Annotated in this window: 16 protein-coding genes and 5 pseudogenes; 12 read left to right on the forward strand and 9 right to left on the reverse strand. The window is 44.7% G+C overall.

All coding sequences use genetic code 11. The features are described 5' to 3' along the window. Positions 1-5: 5 nt before the first annotated feature. From C4H11_RS05210 to C4H11_RS05220, 3 genes and pseudogenes are all read right to left on the reverse strand, one after another. Positions 6-1,256, reverse strand: coding sequence for an ATP-binding protein (locus tag C4H11_RS05210; protein WP_043895990.1), 1,251 nt, complete (start codon positions 1,254-1,256; stop codon positions 6-8). 384 nt (positions 1,257-1,640) lie between these two features. After that, a pseudogene (locus C4H11_RS14410) lies at positions 1,641-1,854 on the reverse strand (glycoside hydrolase family protein); the annotation flags it as partial. Between the two features lie 34 nt (positions 1,855-1,888). Beyond that, positions 1,889-2,179, reverse strand: a pseudogene (locus tag C4H11_RS05220) (DUF3408 domain-containing protein); the annotation flags it as partial. Between the two features lie 178 nt (positions 2,180-2,357). Here C4H11_RS05220 and istA point away from each other — a divergent pair. The 3 genes and pseudogenes from istA to C4H11_RS05235 all read left to right on the forward strand — a co-directional run. Further along, positions 2,358-3,929, forward strand: coding sequence for an IS21 family transposase (gene istA / locus C4H11_RS05225; protein WP_106042995.1), 1,572 nt, complete (start codon positions 2,358-2,360; stop codon positions 3,927-3,929). A gap of 10 nt (positions 3,930-3,939) precedes the next feature. Then, positions 3,940-4,719, forward strand: a complete 780-nt coding sequence (gene istB, locus C4H11_RS05230; RefSeq protein ID WP_106040164.1) for an IS21-like element helper ATPase IstB — start codon at positions 3,940-3,942, stop codon at positions 4,717-4,719. Between the two features lie 109 nt (positions 4,720-4,828). Continuing rightward, a pseudogene (locus tag C4H11_RS05235) lies at positions 4,829-5,248 on the forward strand (Arm DNA-binding domain-containing protein); the annotation flags it as partial. Here C4H11_RS05235 and C4H11_RS05240 read toward each other — a convergent pair. Next, positions 5,249-6,232 carry an IS982 family transposase gene (locus C4H11_RS05240; protein WP_106040391.1) on the reverse strand — a complete coding sequence of 328 codons (984 nt, stop codon included), beginning with the start codon at positions 6,230-6,232 and terminating at the stop codon, positions 5,249-5,251. It lies immediately after the preceding pseudogene. A 30-nt stretch (positions 6,233-6,262) separates the two neighbouring features. On the opposite strand from C4H11_RS05240, the pseudogene C4H11_RS05245 reads away from it, so the two are divergent. Next, positions 6,263-7,111, forward strand: a pseudogene (locus C4H11_RS05245) (site-specific integrase); the annotation flags it as partial. Here the strand turns inward: C4H11_RS05245 and C4H11_RS14415 are convergent. The 4 genes and pseudogenes from C4H11_RS14415 to C4H11_RS05265 all read right to left on the reverse strand — a co-directional run. Further along, positions 7,056-7,259, reverse strand: a pseudogene (locus C4H11_RS14415) (hypothetical protein); the annotation flags it as partial. The pseudogenes C4H11_RS05245 and C4H11_RS14415 overlap by 56 nt on opposite strands. Positions 7,260-7,270: 11 nt before the next feature. After that, positions 7,271-8,836 carry an ATP-binding protein gene (locus tag C4H11_RS05255; protein WP_106040745.1) on the reverse strand — a complete coding sequence of 522 codons (1,566 nt, stop codon included), beginning with the start codon at positions 8,834-8,836 and terminating at the stop codon, positions 7,271-7,273. A 283-nt stretch (positions 8,837-9,119) separates the two neighbouring features. Beyond that, the gene (locus C4H11_RS05260; RefSeq protein ID WP_106040746.1) at positions 9,120-9,407 is read right to left on the reverse strand and encodes a chaperone modulator CbpM; all 288 of its coding nucleotides are present in this window, start codon (positions 9,405-9,407) and stop codon (positions 9,120-9,122) included. Between the two features lie 14 nt (positions 9,408-9,421). Then, positions 9,422-10,372 (reverse strand): DnaJ C-terminal domain-containing protein, encoded by a 951-nt coding sequence (locus C4H11_RS05265; protein WP_106040747.1) that lies wholly within the window; start codon positions 10,370-10,372, stop codon positions 9,422-9,424. 256 nt (positions 10,373-10,628) lie between these two features. On the opposite strand from C4H11_RS05265, the gene cysK reads away from it, so the two are divergent. The 3 genes from cysK (at position 10,629) to C4H11_RS05280 (ending at position 13,316) form a co-directional block, all read left to right on the forward strand. Beyond that, positions 10,629-11,579: a cysteine synthase A gene (cysK, locus tag C4H11_RS05270; RefSeq protein ID WP_106040748.1), complete on the forward strand. Its 951-nt coding sequence runs from the start codon at positions 10,629-10,631 to the stop codon at positions 11,577-11,579. A gap of 13 nt (positions 11,580-11,592) precedes the next feature. After that, the gene (locus C4H11_RS05275) at positions 11,593-12,438 is read left to right on the forward strand and encodes a tetratricopeptide repeat protein (RefSeq protein WP_106040749.1); all 846 of its coding nucleotides are present in this window, start codon (positions 11,593-11,595) and stop codon (positions 12,436-12,438) included. 173 nt (positions 12,439-12,611) lie between these two features. Further along, complete coding sequence (locus tag C4H11_RS05280; protein ID WP_106040750.1) at positions 12,612-13,316, forward strand: hypothetical protein; 705 nt, start codon at positions 12,612-12,614, stop codon at positions 13,314-13,316. Between the two features lie 7 nt (positions 13,317-13,323). On the opposite strand, the gene recQ is transcribed toward C4H11_RS05280, so the two are convergent. Then, on the reverse strand, positions 13,324-15,135 hold the full coding sequence (gene recQ / locus C4H11_RS05285) for a DNA helicase RecQ (protein ID WP_106040751.1): 1,812 nt from the start codon (positions 15,133-15,135) through the stop codon (positions 13,324-13,326). Between the two features lie 256 nt (positions 15,136-15,391). Between recQ and C4H11_RS05290 the strand changes: the two genes are divergently transcribed. The 5 genes from C4H11_RS05290 (at position 15,392) to C4H11_RS05310 (ending at position 20,647) form a co-directional block, all read left to right on the forward strand. Then, on the forward strand, positions 15,392-15,859 hold the full coding sequence (locus C4H11_RS05290) for a helix-turn-helix domain-containing protein (protein ID WP_106040752.1): 468 nt from the start codon (positions 15,392-15,394) through the stop codon (positions 15,857-15,859). Positions 15,860-15,973: 114 nt separating this feature from the next. After that, positions 15,974-18,022, forward strand: coding sequence for a dipeptidyl-peptidase 3 family protein (locus C4H11_RS05295; protein WP_106043152.1), 2,049 nt, complete (start codon positions 15,974-15,976; stop codon positions 18,020-18,022). A 94-nt stretch (positions 18,023-18,116) separates the two neighbouring features. Then, complete coding sequence (locus C4H11_RS05300; RefSeq protein ID WP_106040753.1) at positions 18,117-18,785, forward strand: DNA alkylation repair protein; 669 nt, start codon at positions 18,117-18,119, stop codon at positions 18,783-18,785. Between the two features lie 105 nt (positions 18,786-18,890). Then, entirely contained in the window at positions 18,891-19,379 is a 489-nt protein-coding gene (locus tag C4H11_RS05305; protein WP_106040754.1) for a Fur family transcriptional regulator, read from the forward strand. Next, entirely contained in the window at positions 19,376-20,647 is a 1,272-nt protein-coding gene (locus C4H11_RS05310; RefSeq protein ID WP_106040755.1) for an adenylosuccinate synthase, read from the forward strand. Before C4H11_RS05305 ends, C4H11_RS05310 begins: the two co-directional genes overlap by 4 nt. Positions 20,648-20,742 lie beyond the last annotated feature (95 nt).

Raw genomic sequence — 20,742 nt, forward strand, 5'->3', positions numbered from 1 at the left:
TATATTTATAATTCTAGGGAGTTTTCGTTAAGCAGGAAATCATAAACACTAATTGTGGTTATTCCCTGTTCATCTCTTGTAACAGGACATTCTTCACCTATTACGATTATCTTTTTGAATGAATCATCCACTTTTAATAAAGATGCTCGCTCTTGTTTCACTTTTTCATCTGTTCCCATTCTGTATGCGGATTGAATGTAGTACCTTCGGCTTCCAAGATTGCAGACAAAATCAACCTCCAAAGTGGAACGTTGTCTTTTTCCATCTTCTTTGACATTTACAATAGGAACTGCTCCAACGTCTACATTAAATCCACGAACACGCATTTCATTATAGATAAGGTTTTCCATCAAATGGCTCTTTTCATATTGTCTGAAATTGATACGAGCATTGCGTAGCCCTAAATCCATGAAATAATATTTGAAAGGAGAGTTTATATAGCGTTTGCCCTTTATATCATATCGAGTTGCCTTTTCAACAAGAAAAGAATCACATAAATAGTCGATGTAATCCTTTATTGTGTCATAGGATATAGATGATTTTTTCTCACTGCGAAATGAATTTGCAAGTTTATTGGGATTTGTCAATGCACCGATACCAGACGCCATAATGTTGATAAGTTCTTCTAAATCATCATTTTTTCTTATATCATACCTATCCTTAATGTCCTTGATATAAGTTTCCTCAAACAGAGATTTCAAAAACTTAACTTTTTGTTCCTCTGTAGTACATGACAGAATTTGTGGCAATCCTCCATATAGCAGATATTCATTTAACCCGGCTTGAATAGAGCCCTTATAGGCAGACATATATTCATGGAAACATAATGGAAAGATTTTTACTTCATATCCGCGTCCTCGAAACTCTGTTATAATATCCTTCGAAAGAAATTTTGCATTACTGCCTGTAACATATACGTCAACATTCTGTATCTTGAGAAATCCATTGAGAACATCCTCGAAATGATCAAGCATCTGAACTTCATCTAGTAGCACATAATACTTCTCTTTATCTATGATACTATTTTCAATATATGAATACAGATTGTCCGGATTTCTTAAATCTCTATTCCTGAAATCTTCAAGATCCACTTTTATGATATGATCTGATTTAATTCCATTCTGTTCAAGATATGATACAAATATCTCAAACAGGAGATACGATTTTCCACATCTACGCATTCCTGTTATTATCTTAATCATACCATTGCCTTGTAATGAAACCAACTCGGTCAAGTACTTATCACGCTTTACCATTTCTGTAATCGGAGTTTGTGTGTAAACATCTCGTAGTTTTCGATCGCAAAGGTAATATTTTCCTATCATTTCACCAAGGCTTTCTCGAAAAATATGTGTAAAGGCACAGAGTTTTAGAATAAGAGAGTAGCGTAAATCATTCTACAAAATCCTCATATTTCCGATATTTCCTGCCTTATACTTATTTTCAAGAAGCCCGTGTTATGCCTTTAATTTTGCAGGAGCACAATCATTTACCCATTAAAAACAAGGATTTATGAAAGACAATACAACTATATATTAGTATTGGGAGAGGAGTGCACAGAGAGGTGAAGAATAAGGCAAGAAAGCACGCCTTGTGGGCATAAAAATGTCGCAAGAGGCGTATTTTGTAAAATCAGGGTACACATAAAACAGGGTCAACTCTACATTTCGTCGGTTGACCAATCCTCTGAGGACTTTGCCTTTGTATCGGCAGAAAGAGACAAATTCACGGTAGAAATTTCTGTCGCCCGGCTCTATCTTCCTCTATCTTCCGCAGCAATAGGCTTTTGGGATGCTTGCCGTATCCCAGCAACCTGCCCGCTCCGACATTGTAGGACAAGACGGCAAGCAAAAGAACTGTTCCATTTAAAACATCTGAATATAGGGATTTACAACAGCTTCTTGAACTTCATCTCCGCTAATCTGTTGATTTCATCCTTGTAGGTATCAAGATGATGGAGGATGATGTTCTCCACATAGATGCCAATGGTCATATCTCTGTTTCTCATCGACATGACTATATCCGCCATTGTGTCCTGTAACTCTTTGGCAATATAGATGGTCTTGCGATTTTTCAAAGTGTTGCGACAAATGAAAAGCGACTCATAATCGCTCTTATCGGACTTTCTCCTTTCTCTTCTTGGAACTCTTGAAAAATCCTTTGATATTGGTTCGTTGGAAAAGCCACTCTACTTTGACCCTTTTGGCCAAACAGGATTGCCCACCTTGGCCATAATATGATTGCCCCTTTTGGCCAAAATAACATTAACCACTTAGTACAAGTGTCGTTAGAGTTTTTTTTGTGTAGATTTGAGAACCCGAGTCCTGGTGTAAGGGGTAATAATAAAATCTATGCAAATGAATAAAAGAATCAAGAACATTTTAAGATGTTATGCGGCAGGGATGGGTATCAAGGAAACGGCATCCACGTTCCATACTTCCCGTAACACTGTCCGCAAGTATGTCCGTCTGTTCCTTTCAAGTGGGAAAAGCATCGATCATCTTCTCTCCCTTTCCGAGGAGCAGTTGCATGAGATGTTTGGCGGTACGGAATCCCGACGTCGGGAGCCTTCTTCCAAAAGGATTGAATTAGAGGCTTTGCTTCCCGGATATGTATCCCGCCTGACACGCAAAGGGATGAGTGTCAGAAAACTGTTTAAGGAGTATCATGCTGAATATCCTGACGGTCTTCAGCTGTCTTCCTTCAAGCGGGCAGTCCGCCAGTACAAGTTCCACATCAAGGTCGTCGGCCATGTCGAGCACTATGCCGCCGACCAGATGTATGTTGATTTTGCCGGTGACAGGCTTGAAGTTGTCGATGAGATGACAGGCGAGACGAAGAAGGCCGAGGTCTTTGTCGCTGTCCTGCCGTTCAGTCATTATACCTACTGTGAGGCCGTATGGTCACAACGCAAGGAAGACCTGATAAGGGGATGTGAGAACGCCATGCAATATTTTGAGGGTGTCCCGGCGGCCATCGTTCCCGACAATCTGAAAGCAGCTGTCACACGGAGCGACCGTAACGAGCCGGTCATCAATGATGATTTCGCCGCCTTTGCCGAGCATTACGGTTGTGCAGTCTATCCTGCCCGTGTACGCCACCCCAAGGACAAGGCCCTGGTTGAGAATACCGTGAAACTTCTCTACCGTTCCGTTTACCTTGACATAGAGGGGATGACATTCTCCAGCCTGGACGGTCTCAATACCGCCATCCGTATTTCCCTGCTTGATTTCAACGAAAAGGTGATGGCCGGTCGGGAGGCGTCACGTAAGGAGATGTTCCTGCGTGGAGAGAAAGACTATCTCCGTCCGCTTCCTAAGAAACGCTACGTGATGAAAGAGAGAAAACTCATGACCGTGGGCAAGAACTCCTACGTCTCGTTGTTCAGGCACCATTACAGTGTCCCGAAGGAATATGCAGGAAGGCGTGTGACGATTCTCTATGATGCCGATACGGTGGAAATATACTGTAGCATGAACCTTGTCGCCATCCACGACCGCTGTGACATACCCTACACCTATTCATGGAAAAAGGAGCACAACCTGCCGGGGCACTATGGTCCTTATGACAAGGATCTTGAGGAACTCTTCCGACGTGCCTCGGAAATAGACAATATCGTATTGAATTATCTCCGGGAAGTGGAGCGTGTCATGCAATATCCTCCAAAAGCGTTCAGATCCTGTCGGGGCATACTGACGCTGGAGAAAAAATACGGCCGTGACCGTTTGGTCGCTGCCTGCGCCTGCGCAGAACAGAAGCTACAATACGGGTATCAGGCCTTACGCGAGGTGCTTGAACTGGGAGAAGACGCGGATTTCCTTCCTGATGAGGACGGGAGGATACAGCCTGACATGACATCCCCGACACCACTGACCCACAAGAATATACGTGGACGTGACTATTACAGAAAAGACAAACAGGAACAATAAAGCTAAAATTATGGAAATAAATAATAAGACAGCTCCCGTAACGGGACAACAAGACCAGAACACCATATCACTGGATTTGATGAGCCGCATGAAATTACACGGTATGGCGGAGGCTTTCAGGGAAAGCCTTGCCGGCACCACTCCACAGTCCATGACCGCGGACACCTTCCTTTCCATGCTCCTTGCACGCGAATGGGATTACCGTGCCCAGGCTGCCATAGTGCGGCTTACTAAGAATGCGGCGTTCCGATACAAGGCTTATCTCGAACAGATTGACTATGCCACAAACCGGGGCCTTGAGCGCAATCAGATGGAACGCCTCGCCACCCTTGACTTTGTACATAAGGGGCAGAACCTCTTCATTACCGGCTCTTCAGGTACAGGGAAAAGCTATCTGGCATGTGCCCTTGGCCACGAGGCATGCAAAAGGGGATTCCGTACTTTCTATGCCAATGCACCCAAACTGCTTGGTGCACTGAAGGTTGCCAAAGTCAAAGGTACACTTGAAACTGAGCTCAAGAAGATTGAGCGTTGCCAGTTACTCATCCTTGACGACCTGTTTCTTGTACCTCTTGATGCCAAGGAACGTCCCATCCTGCTCGAAATTATTGAGGACAGGCATGAAAGGAAATCCACTATCATAACCTCGCAGTACCCATCGTCCAACTGGTATGACATGGTTGGTGATCCGACAATAGCCGACGCCATCCTTGACCGAATCATTCATACGGCCCATACCATTGAGTTGTACGGTGAAAGTATGCGCAAGTTAAGGTCTAAGAAAAACTAGAGAATCAAAAGGATAAAATAAAATTGACCCCTATCACCAGGACTTTAAAGGGGCAATCATATTATGGCCAAGGTGGGCAATCCTGTTTGGCCAAAAGGGTCAAAGTAGAGTGGCTTTTCCACCTAATACCAAAGTGACCGTGAAGCTCAGAAGGTCGAATTACAAAGAAGAGTGGTATCTGATTATAGAGTCGTACCCGGTTTACAAGCGAGGATCTAAATGGGCAAGCCGTGTGGTGGAATCTATTAACCGAACTATATCCACACCTGTTTGGGACAAGTCGTCCATTGCACGTATCTTGCCAGATGGAACATTCAACTATAAGCCTAAGCGTGATTTGAATGGAATTATCCAATGCCGTTCAACGATAGACCAAGAGGCTTGTATCTATGCCGATAATGTGCGTAAGTTGCGGCAACATGAATATGATAGTGCCATCCTATACACTGATAAGGAAAACGAAATCGCTGCACAGAATGAGCGGAGCGAACAGGATTTTATCAAGTATTTCAATAACCCGTTGGCGGAATTAAATCAGTGCGTACTTAATCCTACCTATGGGTTTGTTGTTAATGTAATTGATGTATTGTAATGCAGTCAGGGCACTGACTTTGCCCACTATTCGGGCAAAAAGGCCGCATGTTTCTTTTGCGTAGTTCCTGATGACGAGGAACTGGTCTGTAAGTTGTGAGAACAGAGTTTCAATCCTCTTTCTTGCCTTTGCAAAAGGAATGAAGGCCGGCTTCCAGTTCTTTTGGTTGAGCCTGTAGGGACACTCAAGCCTGATGTTGGCCGTCTCGAAGAGGTCAAGCTGGATTTCCGCTCCGATATATCCCTTGTCACCGAATATGCTACAATCGTGGTAAAGCGGCTTGATGTCATTCAGATAGTTGATGTCGTGAACACTCGCCTTGGACAGGTCGTATGAATGTATGACACCGCTTAAGCCACAGAGTGCGTGAAGTTTATATCCGAAGAAGTAACTGCCTTGGGATGCACAATAACCGAAGTCAGGGGCTTTGTGGAAATCACCAATACGTCCCATCTTACATCTCTTACCACGAGCCACACGGCACACTTCTATTGGCTTTGAGTCTATGCAGAAGTAATCCTCGCCACCATCTATATGATTGGCCATGCGGCTGCGTATCTGCTCACAAAGACCACTAACCAACTTGCGGCGGTCGTTGAACTGACGGCGGGAGATAAGGTTGGGGATGGAAGAACGGCACTCCTTCAACTTCGCTTCAAACAGCCAGTTCTCGCTGTCTATCTCCTCAGCCTCGGCAGCCATGCTCAATGCGATGACTTCCAAATCGGAGAAACGAGGCACAGGGCCTGGACGACGAACATTTCCAGCTTCAGTAACTAAATCTTCGGAGAATTCCTTGCATATCTCCAGAATTTTGACGAACTTTGTATACAAGTTGCACATAACGAGATTATATAACTTAAATATTGAATACTCTAAGTTACTAAAAATCTGCGATATATGCAACTTTTTCTTATACATTTTGCCAACTATTTAATTCCGCCAACGGGTTTCAATAGTATTATAAGCACACGTCATCCCAACAGTTCTGATTCAATAATAGTCAATTGGAGGCGTGTAGGCGAATTATTGAAAATGTATTCGCAAGGGCAGCCAATTCCATTCAAGGCAATTTCCGTTAAACTGCTTGAAGACATTAAGATGTTCCTTCTCCGTGCCCCAATGGGAGGGAATAAGAAAGGTACTATCTCACAAAACACGGCATCGACTTATTTCTCTATACTCAAAGCTGGATTGAAACAGGCATTCATTGATGAATATCTGACCGTTGATATAAGTGCGAAAGTAAAGGGAATAACAAACATTGAGAAACCTCGTGTTGCGCTTACCATGAATGAAGTGCAAATATTGGTTGATACTCCTTGCAAGGATGATGTTTTGAAACGTGCGTTCTTGTTCTCTATTCTCACAGGATTGCGGCATAGTGATATTCAAACTTTGAAATGGCAGCAGATTCAACAGACAAGCAAAGGTACATGGCAAGCGGTTGTGGTTCAGCAAAAAACAAAACGACCCGATTATAAGCCAGTCATTCAACAAGCCCTTCAACTATGTGGTGAACGTCCAAGTGATGATGAAGCACTTGTCTTCGAAGGATTGACCGATGCCTCTTGGATTTCCCGCCCCCTGAAAGTTTGGATAGAAGCATCCGGCATCAAGAAACATATTACCTTCCATTGTGGTCGTCATAGCTATGCCTCGCTGTTGCTAGAAAATGGCGTTGACATATACACAATCAAGTCTTTGATGAGACATACAAACGTCAAAACTACGCAGATTTATACACAAGCAGATAATTGCTGTGTGAATTTTTGGTATTCTCAGTCATATACTCACTGATAGGAATAACGGCAAATAGCATGATGATGGCTATTGCATAAAGCACTCTGTATCGTATTTTATAATTTATCTGTGGTAGGGAGGCAAACAAAAAGGCAATAATCAAAACGGCAATTATTGCACTGAGTGGAATGAAAGATGTTCCCATAGTTTTTTTGTTTATGGTTTAACAATTATGCGCCAATAGCCACCATGGTCAGCTCCTTCACGAGACAAAATACCCATAGAACGAAGCTTTGAAATATGTTTTTCTACGGCTCGGGAGCTTATTCCTATTTTATAGGCCATTGTTTCTGCAGACATTGATGGATCGGAAATGACGAAATCAATAATCTTTTGTGCGGTTTTCCCAATGCTTTTAGGTTTGTTTTTCGAATCTCCGAACTTTTTCTCCGAACCTTTTTGCATTATCTCCGAACCTTTTTCCGAACTTTCTTGCGTATCACCGAAAGTTTTCTCCGAACTTTTGCTGTTTACACCGAACATTTCGACCGAACTTTCTTCGTTTACAAGGTGCTTTTCGCGGGTACTATTTACCCTGTTGGCTACTTCTTCAACAGGTATTCTTCCGTTTTCGTTCCAGTTTAAATTATAGAACGTGGTGTAAAAAGAGGTCGCTTCCGTTTGATATTGCGGTTCTTTTCCTTGCAAGAAGTTGGGTAACTTCTCTGTAAGTTCTCGCATTTTGCGTAAGCCGGAGCCACGTTTCTCCATATAGTCCAACTGTGTGAACACATCCGCAATGACAGGGTTACGGCGCATGGAAGGCACTTTGTATATGTCACGGTCTTGAATCTGTGTACCGTCAAGCATAGCACCAGGTGATACCAGTTCTACATGGTCATCGTAAATATCAATATGCACTTCACCGCCCATTACAGTATAATCTCTATGGATAAGGTGGTTTACCAGTCCTTCAAAGATGGCACGGTCGGAATAGTCGGGGAGATTCAAACGATAGTTCGGCATCTTTACCCATCCGCTCATGGTATAGTTCTTGATGAAGTCCATGCCATATTTCAATAGCAATACGAGGTTATCCCGATGCTCTACGGAACTGATAGCATCATCTTTATAAAGTCCCGTCCAACGTGTACAGAAAATACGCGATTGAAATACCGTGCAATTATCCACAAACAGCAATCCGGCATTGGTCAGTTTTCCGTCAGAAGTGATAAGCCCGAATGATTCCAAATACTTATCGTTCCATTCCTGATGAGTTTGCTCGCGGAAGGTATTAGCAAGGATGATGAAAGAGTGCTTGCTGGCATCCACTTGTGTAGGAAGAGAATCCCATGTCATGTGCGTACCCTTTAATACTAACGAAAGAAGTTGTTGTGAATTACATTCTACACTTTCATTGCCAACCCGTACATACGCAGTACGTGTCCCATCCTGATAATAGTAATAAGGTGTAAGCGTTCCTACCTTTACTTTCACTTCAAGCAGGGTATGCCCTTCGTGTTCTATCGGAATAAGTTGAACTTCCGGCACAGGGTCAAGTCGTGCCTTTATCATTTCACTGATAAAATCAGCATCGGCTTGTGGATTCTCCAACCCTACAATTACGCCGTCATCATTCACTCCATAAAACAAACTGCCACCGTCCGTATTGGCAAATGCCGACACGGATTTAAGCCACGACTTTACTTTCTTACGCTCCAACATTTCCTTGAAATCGTAAGCCGAGCATTCCGCTATCAATGTATTGTTATGAATCTGCATAGTTTCCTTATTGTTGTTTGGGTATAACACCCCAATATCATACACAAAGGTAAGGATAAAACCGAAGAATCTGTTAAAATTGCCACAGACTTTTGATTATTATGCGTTTATATCACGATTTTTATTAAATAAATCCGTACTTTTGCAGTCAAGAGCTGTTGTTGCTTATGAATGCTTATTTTCAGATTTGCGTTATATTTGCAACACGTGTATGCAAGTCGCTGATAGATATATCGTGTTGATTTTGAGGAAGAAAAAAAGACAATAAGGGTTTGTACTTCTTTCATTCCTTTATGCGCAGCTTGCTTCTCAGCCAATGTATCTCCTTCTGCATCTCCTCCATCCGTTTCAGCAAATGATGGATGGCATCTATTCCCTCCATATTGATGGATAAATCGTAGTACATACGACTGTAACGTTCCACATCGGGCAGGTCGTCAAAGAGCAAACAGCGTTCCCCTTCCTCGATTTGAACATCTATCAAACCGGTCTCTTGCAGCATGTCGATGAATGAAGGTTCTATGTGGCATTTGCTGCAATATTCGCTTATTATAATCAATTCGTTCTGCATGGCGCTACATCTTTTTAGTTCATACTTTGGAGTTTGCGGAACATCTCTTTCTGCTGTTCCGACAGGTTCGTGGGCAACTTCACGGTATACGTCACGATGAGGTCGCCAAACTGTCCCTCTTTCTTATATACGGGAAAACCTTTCCCTTTGAGGCGAACCTTGGTTCCATTTTGAGTCTCCGGTTTCACCTTCAGCTTCACCTTGCCTTCCAGTGTATCCACTAATTGTTCTCCACCTAAAAGAGCCGTATAAAGGTCGATGGTGACCTCCTCGTACAAATCATCGCCCAAACGCTTGAACACAGGGTCGTCCAGTATCACGAACGTGATGTACAAATCGCCCGCCGGCCCGCCGTTGACACCCGGAGCGCCATAGCCCCGCAACTTGATTTCCTGACCATTGGTCACACCCGCGGGAATCGTGATGCGTACCTGCTTGTCGTTCACCGTCAATACCTGTTTATGAGTTTGCGCCGCATCCCTCAAAGAGAGTTGCAACTCCGCCTTATAGTCCTGCCCGCGGAAGCCGGCATTCGTTCTTCCGCTTCCGCCCCGATGCCCGAACATCTGCTCGAAAAAGTCGGAGAAACCTCCGGCACGGCTGCCCGAGAACTCCTGTCCGTCCGAAGAGTACCAGTACGTGCCGCCTCCATCAGTGCCAAACCCTTCTCCGCCAAAGCCACCGAAGCCTCCCGCACCGGCTTGTTGCTGGGCCCGTTTCTGCGCCTCAAACTCGTCGGCATGCTTCCAGTGCTCGCCATATTCGTCGTATTTCTTTCTTTTCTCAGGGTCACTCAGCACCTCGTTCGCCTCATTGATGGCCTGAAACTTATCCTTAGCCGTAGGGTCGTTGGGATTTAAGTCCGGATGATACTTACGGGCCAGTTTGCGGAATGCTTTCTTGATGTCATCTTGAGATGCTTTCTTATCCACCCCGAGTACCTCATAATAATCAATATATGCCATAGTCTATTCGTTTAAATTCCTGAATCAGAAAACGGAGGCTAAAGTAAGGATTTCAATTCTGTAATCCAAGAAATCCGCTTGATTTTATATATCGGCAAAGCAAAGCAAAGTAAGGCAAAAGGCGATTTATTCTCCTTACTCCTATTCTATGTTCCATATAATTTTCTATCTTTGCTTTCATATAGGTACATGTGCGTCGTCTCGCACGACAGATGCCGAGAATAAAGGATAAGTAAGAAATATACAGAACTTGATTATGAAAAAAATAGCAAAGAATCTGACAGAACTAATCGGGCATACCCCCTTGATGGAATTGTCTGAATACAGCCGCAAATACGGACTGAAAAACAACATAGTGGCCAAATTGGAGTCTTTCAATCCTGCGGGAAGCGTGAAAGCCCGTGTGGCTTTTGCCATGATTGAAGATGCCGAAGCGCGCGGCACCCTGAAACCCGGTGCCACCATCATCGAGCCCACCAGCGGCAATACCGGTGTGGGACTGGCCATGGTGTCGACCATCAAAGGCTATCGCCTGATTTTGACAATGCCCGAGACGATGAGCCTGGAACGCCGCAACCTGCTGAAGGCCTTGGGAGCGGAAATCGTGTTGACTGAAGGACCGGCAGGCATGGCAGGCTCTGTTGCCAAGGCTAAAGAACTGCGGGACGCAATACCGGAAGCGGTTATTTTGCAACAGTTCGAAAATCCATCCAATGCAAAAGCCCATGAACGGACCACGGGCGAAGAGATATGGGCGGATACGGAAGGCCGGGTCGATGTCTTTGTGGCAGGTGTAGGCACGGGCGGCACAGTCTGCGGAGTGGCACGCGCCTTGAAAAAGCACAACCCCGATGTCTATATCGTTGCCGTGGAACCGGCATCCTCTCCGGTATTGGAAGGAGGAAAAGCCGCACCGCATCGCATTCAGGGCATCGGCGCCAACTTTATCCCTTCCAATTATGACGCTTCCGTGGTAGATGAAGTAGTTCCGGTTCCTGACGACGAAGCCATCCGTGCAGGTCGCGAGCTGGCCGCCACTGAAGGTCTGCTGGCCGGCATCTCATCCGGTGCGGCGGTATATGCGGCACGGCTGTTGGCGGCACGTCCCGAATTTGCAGGCAAAACGATTGTCACCCTGTTGCCCGATACGGGCGAACGGTATCTGTCAACGGAACTGTTTGCTTTCGACACCTATCCCTTGGAATAAAAATAAGACAACAATGAAGAAGCTTTTTCTTTCTCTTCTACTATACGCAGGCATAAGCGTGTGCCCCGCCTTTTCCCAGACTTACGAGGAACTGAGTGAACGTGCGGTCACCGCTATGGAGCAAGATAGCCTGACGCAAGCCGAAAGATACATCCGGCAAGCCTTGAAGTTAGAGCCAGCCAATCCACACAACGCCCTGCTGTTCTCCAATCTTGGAATCATACAGCGACGCCGGCAACAGTACGAACAAGCGTTGGAATCCTATACGCTTGCACTGAACATTGCACCGCGTGCCGTACCCGTCTTGTTGAACCGCGCAGCGCTTTATCTCGAAATGGGGAAGGAAGATTTGGCCCGGATAGACTATTCGTTAGTGCTGGATATGAACAAAGATAATCAAGAAGCCTTGCTGATGCGCGCTTATGCATACATGCAGCAACGTAATTATAAATTTGCACGGGCCGACTACGAACACTTGCTGAAGATTGCTCCCCAAAGCTATAACGGCCGCCTTGGAATGGCCATGTTGGAGCAGAAAGAAAAGAAATACGAAGCGGCCCTTTCCATTCTGAACAGCATGCTTGCGCAGAAAGACGCCCCATCGGCCATCCTGACGGATTCACAGGCAGCCGTACTCTACACGGCACGTGCAGGCGTCGAAAAGGATATGGAACATGCCGACTTGGCAATGGTCGATTTGGAGGAGGCCATCCGCCTGAATCCATCGCAACCGGAAGCCTACCTGATGCGCGGGCAGCTTTATCTCTCGCAAAAGAAAAAGGAGTTGGCAAAGCGCGACCTCGAGAAAGCCGCATCACTGGGAATACCGCAAGCGGACATCAGGGAACTGTTGCGGTAATACCAATACAGACCAAGATAAAAATCGGACAAGAGGTCAGTATTTTAAGATATACTTATCTCCCACTTCATTTGTCATTTACTGAACTTTCGCATGTGAGAAGTCACATGTGAAAGTTCAGTAAATAATTAAAGAGAACCTTTTTACAAAAAATAAACAGCTGTTCAGTAATCATGGAAAATATATTTCTCAATATTGGAGTTACACTGATTCTGTTATTATTTGCTCTTTATCTCCACAGATTGTTCCGGTTCATCTTACCCGTTGAAAACCTTGCCGATAATCGCAAATACATAAAACTCGCCAGATATTTATTCTTGGTGGCAGCCATCGTATATTCATTGCAAAATATAGGAGGAATACCTCTATCAAGTACAAGTGCCCGAGTGATAACACATCTGGTCCTATCGGGAATTGTACTTATCATAAGTTTGTGTTTTGTAATAATCACGAAAGGGAACAGGTGGCAATATGCAGCTATCGGCGGCTTCGTGCTATCGGTAATCGGGGCAGGTTATTGTTTCAATGAGAAATTAGCTTCCTCCATGTCTTTTGAGATAACCCTGAGCGAAACGCAAATTGAACTTAGAGGCGGTTATACTCTGGATATCCCGTTTGCCACTGCCTCCGGGATAATGCTGGAGGATAAATTCCCTGACGTTGCATATCGAAGTAACGGTATATCTGTAAAGGACAAGAATATAGGATATTATGTGCTCAACAACGGGAAAAAGTGTTTTTTGTTTCTGAATAATAAATCATCTCCTTTCATACATATAGAGAGGATAAAAGACATACCGGTATTCATAAATTGCAGTACACCGGAAGAGACAGTGAGGCTATATCGACAAATCTTATTAATCGGCAAATATAAGTAAGTCATCTTCAACAGTATTTCCGTATCAGTTCGACGAATTCCTTCCCGTATTTTTTCTTCTTGTATTCGCCGATGCCGCTGATATTCCCAAACTCTTCTACGGTTGTGGGACGGGAAGTGCTGAGCAGGTGAAGCACCTTGTCGGACAGAACGATGTAGGCAGGAAGCGCTTCTTGGTCGGCCAAGCGCTTGCGGAGCAACCGGAGCGCCTCGAACAATTCCCCGCTTTCCACATTGGGCAGACCCAACGGCAACTCTTTGGCAGGAACGGTGGATTTTCGCTTACGCCCTCGGACAGGTTGTGTTTCTTCGCCTCGCCGGATAACAGCAAGTTGCGCAGATGCCCTGCCATATAAAACATCCGTTCCGCTTGGGGTAATTTTCAGGTGATTGTTTTCATTGTAAGCTACTTCAAAATAACCTAATTGAAGCATCTGCAACAAGTAGTCGTGCCAATCGCGGGCAGGCACTTCACGCCCGGCTCCGAAAGTTTTCAGCCGGTGATAACCCCTTTCCGCCACCTCGGCACTCATGGTTCCTCTGAGTATATCCACCAGAATGCCGGTTCCTATCTGCTGGTCGGCACGCACAATGGCACTAAGCGCCTTTTGCACAATGACGGTACCGTCAAAACGTTCGGGAGGATTTCTGCAAACATCACAATTTCCGCAATCGTGAGCCGTACTTTCTCCGAAATAGTTTAACAATATGCGACGCCGGCAGATGTCTGCTTCGGCATATTGCTGCATGCGCTGCAGTCGCTCCAAATTGATGCTCTGCTGCCCGCTGTCTGTTGCAAATTTTGTAAGCAGAATAAGGTCGGCCAGCGAATAAAACAGAAGCGTGTCGCCGGGCAGTCCGTCTCGTCCGGCACGCCCTATTTCCTGATAAAAGCTTTCGATGCTTTTGGGCAGATTATAATGAATCACCCAACGTACGTTGCTTTTATCTATCCCCATTCCGAAAGCAATGGTAGCACACACCACCTGCACCCGGTCATTGATAAAGTCGTCTTGTGCCTTGTCTCTTTGCACAGCAGGCAAACCCGCATGATAAACCACGGTTTTTATTCCTTGTTTCTGAAGCATCTGCGCTACCGACTCGGTCTTACTGCGACTCATGCAATAAATAATGCCGCTTTCTTGCGGATGGCGGGCAATGAAGTCAAGGATAGCCTTACTTTTTTCCTTTTGCTGATAACCCCGTTTTACGGCAAGGCTCAGATTAGGACGGTCGAAAGAGGAGATAAAAATTTCAGGTTCGTTGAGGTGCAACTGCTTGATGATGTCCTCGCGGGTTATCTTGTCGGCCGTAGCCGTCAGCGCAATGATAGGAACCTGCGGAAACAATTCGTGCAGCACCCCCATCTGCGTATATTCAGGACGGAAATCATGCCCCCACTGCGAGATGCAATGAGCTTCGTCGATGGCAAACAAAGAAATGTGCATGTCTCTCAACAAATAGTTCACTTCCGCCAGCAGTCTTTCAGGAGAGATATAGAGTAATTTCAGTTTCCCTTCCAGGCACGCACGCCTTAAAGCGGCATTTTCAGTCTCATCGTTGTTGCTGTTCAGCGCACCGGCGGCAACACCGTTGGCACAAAGCGCTTCCACCTGATCTTTCATCAGAGAGATAAGAGGAGAAACCACTACCGCCGTACCTTCGCTCAACAGAGCAGGAAGTTGGTAACAGATGGACTTGCCACCTCCCGTAGGCATCAGCACCAAGGCGTCTTTACGAAGCAGTACATTGCGGATTATCTCCTCCTGCAAAGGGCGGAAACTATCGTAACCGAAATATGTCTTAAGTGTTTTCAGCATGATTGGGCATCTAAAATTCTGCCGACAAAGGTACACTAATTATTTTATTGTATAAACCAGAAATAGTAACTATTCAAGCTTTTACACCACATATCTGTCAATAGAAATTAAAGTTTCTCATAATCTTTGTTCTTACATCAAAATTCCATACTTAAAAAGTTGCATATCTAAAAAAAAAATATGACTTTTGTGAAATTTAATAGGCTAATCCTTTGGATTTTCCGATTTTAACAACAACCCTAACCAGTTTAATTCAATGAGTGATTTAGAAAACAAAGCTCAGGAGGAAGGAGTAAAGAAACGTCCTTACAACCTGCGCGAAAAAAAAGAGAAAGATGCTGTCTATCGTTCTTTAATCAGACCGGAATTGGCAGACGAGTTGTATGACAAGATATTGAACATCCTCGTTGTACACAAGAAGTACAGAGATGCCGCGTTCTCCGCGAAAGATTTGGCAAAAGAATTAGAGACCAATACCCGCTATTTATCAGCAGTGGTTAATTCGCGTTTTGGCATGAATTATTCTTGCCTACTGAATGAATATAGAATAAAAGAAGCGCAACATTTGTTGACAGACAAAAGGTATGTTGACAAGAATGTTGAAGAAATCAGTACGATGGTGGGATTCGCAAACCGCCAATCTTTTTATGCCGCTTTTTATAAGAATGTAGGTGAAACTCCTAACGGCTATCGTAAAAAGCACATGGATGGCAAGAGGAAATAATTCTACATGGCTGAGTGAATAAAAAGGAAATATTTCGGAACTGTAGATTCGGGATACTTCCTTTTTTTGAAGATATTGTTCTGTTTTTTTATAATTTTCCTCACACATTCACACATGAAGGAACCAATCATCACCCTGGTTACCGCCCTCTCTTTGCTGACTGCTTGTGGCGGAACTCCAAAAACAACTGCCGAGGCAGAAAATTTTGACTATACAGTGGAACAATTTGCAGACTTACAGATTTTACGCTATCGCGTACCGGGATTCGAGGGTCTGTCCCTCAATCAAAAGAAATTAGTTTATTACCTGACAGAGGCCGCCTTGCAGGGAAGGGATATACTTTTCGACCAGAACGGAAAATACAACCTGCGCATACGCAGAATGTTAGAGGCCGTATATACCGGCTATAAAGGAGATAAGAACACATCCGACTTCAAAGCGATGGAACAGTATCTCAAACGAGTATGGTTCTCCAATGGAATCCATCATCACTATGGCTGCGAGAAGTTTGTGCCGGGCTTTACCTCCGACTTCTTCAAACAAGCCCTACTAAGCGTGGATGCTTCCACATTGCCACTTGCGGAAGGACAGAGCGTAGAACAACTGTGCGAAGAAGTTTTTCCTGTTATTTTCGATCCTCATATCATGCAGAAACGAGTAAATCAAGCAGCAGATGAAGATTTAGTGCTAACCTCCGCCTGTAACTATTATGAAGGGGTAACACAGCAAGAAGCCGAAGATTTCTATAACGCATTGAAAAATCCCAAAGATGAAACTCCGGTCTCCTATGGTTTAAACAGCCGTCTGGTGAAGATTGACGGCAAGGTGCAAGAAAAAGTATGGAAAATAGGCGGGTTATATGGGCAAGCACTTGAAAAGATAGTATATTGGCTGAAGAAAGCGGAAGAAGTGACCGAAACACCCGAGCAAAAGAGTGTGATAAGCAAACTGACGGCATTCTATGAAACAGGTGATTTAAAGACATTTGACGAGTATTCCATCCTGTGGGTGAAAGATTTGAACTCGCGCATCGACTTTGTGAATGGTTTCACAGAGAGTTACGGCGACCCGCTTGGCATGAAAGCAAGCTGGGAATCGCTGGTCAACTTTAAGGACCTTGACGCCACCCGCCGTACCGAGTTGATCAGTAACAATGCACAATGGTTCGAAGATCACTCTCCGGTAGAAAAACAGTTCAAAAAAGAGACAGTGAAAGGTGTATCGGCCAAAGTCATCACAGCGGCTATTTTGGCGGGAGACTTATATCCGGCAACAGCAATCGGCATCAACCTGCCTAATGCAAACTGGATACGCAGCCGCCACGGTTCCAAATCAGTCACCATTGGCAATATCACCGATGCTTACAACAAGGCTGCGCACGGCAATGGTTTCAATGAAGAATTTGTATATGGCAAGACCGAACTGCAATTGATTGATAAATATGCCGACCTGACAGGCGAACTTCATACCGACTTGCACGAATGCTTGGGGCATGGTTCGGGCAAACTGCTGCCGGGCGTAGACCCAGATGCGCTGAAAGCTTACGGCTCTACCATCGAGGAAGCCCGAGCCGACTTGTTTGGTCTTTATTACGTAGCCGACTCTAAATTGATGGAATTAGGATTGACGCCCAATGCCGAAGCCTATAAAGCCGAGTATTATACCTACCTGATGAATGGGTTGATGACTCAGCTTGTCCGGATTGAACCGGGCAACAATGTAGAAGAAGCCCACATGCGCAACCGCCAGCTTATTGCCCGTTGGGTCTATGAGAAAGGTGCTGCCGACAAGGTGGTGGAGATGGTAAAAAAAGACGGAAAGACCTACATCATAATAAACGACTATGAAAAACTTCGCACCTTGTTCGGCCAATTACTGGCCGAAGTGCAACGCATCAAATCTACCGGAGATTTTGCCGCCGCCCGCAATTTAGTGGAAACGTATGCCGTGAAAGTAGATCCTGTATTACACGCCGAAGTGCTGGATCGCTATAAGAAATTGAATCTTGCTCCATATAAAGGCTTTGTCAATCCCAAATATGAGACCGTGACAGATGCTAACGGTAATATCACCGATGTGACAGTGACTTATGATGAAGGTTATGCTGAACAGATGCTACGCTATAGCAGAGATTATTCCACATTGCCATCCGTCAATAACTAAAAACTGTTTTTGATTTTCTTTTGGAGTTCCGCTCCGGCCGGCCTCCTCAAAGGAGGCCAAGCTTTAAGAAAGATACTTGACAGCTACACGACTTATGGAAACCAAAGAACAACTCAAAGAAATAAAGACGCTGCTCCGCCTCTCAATGAACGGCGCAGTGTCTCAAAGCATGCGCGAGAAAGGACTGGTGTATAAGCTGAACTTCGGCGTAGAGCTACCCCGCATAAAGGGCATTGCCGCAAAATTCGAAAAGAGCCATGCCTTGGCACAAGCCTTATGGAAAGAAGAGATTCGAGAATGTAAAATCCTCGCCGGACTTCTGCAACCGATTGATAGTTTTCTGCCGGAAATAGCCGATATTTGGGTAGAAGATATCCGCAATATCGAAATAGCAGAACTCACCTGCATGAATTTATTCCAGCATCTGCCCTATGCCCCTGCCAAATCTTTCCATTGGATTGCCGATGACAGAGAATACATACAGATTTGCGGTTTTCTGACCATAGCCCGCTTGTTGAATAAGAAAGGCGACATGAACGAACGGGTTGAGAATGAGTTTCTCGACCAAGCAATCACTGCATTCCTATCAGGCACTTACCACACTCGCAACGCTGCAATGACAGCCATCCGTTGTTACATGCAGCATGGCGAAGAGAACACTTTCCGGGTTTGCCGCCAAGTGGAAAAGATGGAGGATTCCGCACATGAATCGGAACAGCTGCTATACAGATGGGTAAAAGAGTATATAGAAACGTCTTTCTGAAAGAATACGGCATCTTTTCCTTTCATCCTGTATTTTTTATCTTTTTCTCTCTTGCTTTCCGCAAAAAAGGATTAACTTTGTTCGCTATAAAAACTGTGCGGTCAAATGGAAAATCAGAACGTGAAGGATACAGTTAAGGAGATATTCACTGAATACTTGAATGCGAACGGGCATCGAAAGACTCCCGAACGTTATGCAATACTTGACACCATTTACTCCATCGACAGCCATTTCGATATTGACACGCTCTACTCACTAATGGCTAATCAAGGTAATTTCCGCGTCAGTAGAGCAACGCTTTACAATACCATTATCTTACTGATAAATGCCCATTTGGTCATCAAGCACCAATTCGGCAATTCTTCCCAATACGAAAAATGTTACAACCGTGACACCCATCATCATCAGATTTGCACACAGTGCAGCAAAGTGACAGAATTTCAAAATGAAGAATTGCAGCATGCCATCGAGAATACCAAATTGAGCCATTTCAACCTTACGCACTATTCTTTATATCTGTATGGATTGTGCAGCAAGTGTGATCGCGCCAATAAACGGAAGAAAAAGAATAATCATCATAAGAAAGAAAAATGAAAGTAGACGTACTATTAGGATTACAATGGGGCGACGAAGGAAAAGGCAAAGTCGTTGATGTGTTAACTCCGAGATACGATGCCGTAGCTCGTTTTCAGGGTGGGCCGAACGCAGGGCACACACTCGAATTTGAAGGACAGAAGTATGTACTCCGTTCCATCCCGTCGGGTATATTTCAAGGCGACAAAGTAAACATCATCGGTAATGGGGTGGTGCTGGATCCGGCTCTCTTCAAAGCAGAAGCAGAAGCGTTGGAGACATCCGGTCATAACTTGAAAGAACGCTTGCACATTTCCAAAAAAGCACACCTCATCCTGCCTACCCACCGTATATTAGACGCAGCATACGAAGCAGCCAAGGGTGACTCGAAAGTAGGAACCACCGGCAAGGGTATCGGCCCGACCTATACGGATAAAGTGAGCCGTAATGGTATACGAGTAGGTGATATCCTGCACGATTTTAAAAAGAAGTATGCCGATGCCAAAGCACGACATGAACAGATTCTGAAGAGCTTAAACTACGAATACGACCTTACGGAATTGGAGCAATCGTGGCTTGAAGGCATAGAATATCTCAAACAATTCCGGCTGGTGGATAGCGAGCATGAGATGAATCATCTGCTGACTTCGGGCAAGTCGATATTATGCGAAGGAGCACAAGGAACGATGTTGGACATTGATTTTGGCTCTTACCCGTTTGTTACGTCTTCCAATACGGTTTGTGCCGGAGCTTGTACCGGTCTTGGCATAGCTCCCAATAAAATTGGCGAGGTATACGGCATTTTCAAGGCTTATTGCACACGTGTCGGTTCCGGGCCGTTCCCTACAGAATTATTTGATAAGACAGGTGACCAGATCTGCACACTGGGGCATGAATTCGGTTCGGTAACAGGGCGTAAACGCCGTTGCGGCTGGATTGATTTGGTGGCATTGAGATACGCCATTATGATAGACGGTGTGACCCAATTGATCATGATGAAAAGTGATGTACTCGATTCGTTTGAAACCATCAAAGCATGTGTGGCTTATAAAATGAACGGTGAGGAAATAGACTATTTCCCATTTGACATTCAAGGAGAGGTGGAACCTATTTATGTTGAATTACCCGGTTGGCAAACCGATATGACCAAGATGCAAAGCGAAGATGAATTTCCGGAAGAGTTCAACGCATACCTGGCCTTCTTGGAAGAGCAATTGGAAGTTCCTATCAAATTCGTATCAGTAGGGCCCGACCGCGAACAGACCATCGAGCGTTACACAGAAGAATAACATCAAGAAATCAAAACCGAAGACACAAGATTACACGATTTTTACGGCTTCAGCTGAGAAACTGTAAATTTCCGGATAATCTTGTGTCTTTTTCT

Source organism: Bacteroides zoogleoformans, from assembly GCF_002998435.1.
In the GTDB taxonomy this organism is placed as follows: Bacteria; Bacteroidota; Bacteroidia; order Bacteroidales; family Bacteroidaceae; genus Bacteroides; species Bacteroides zoogleoformans.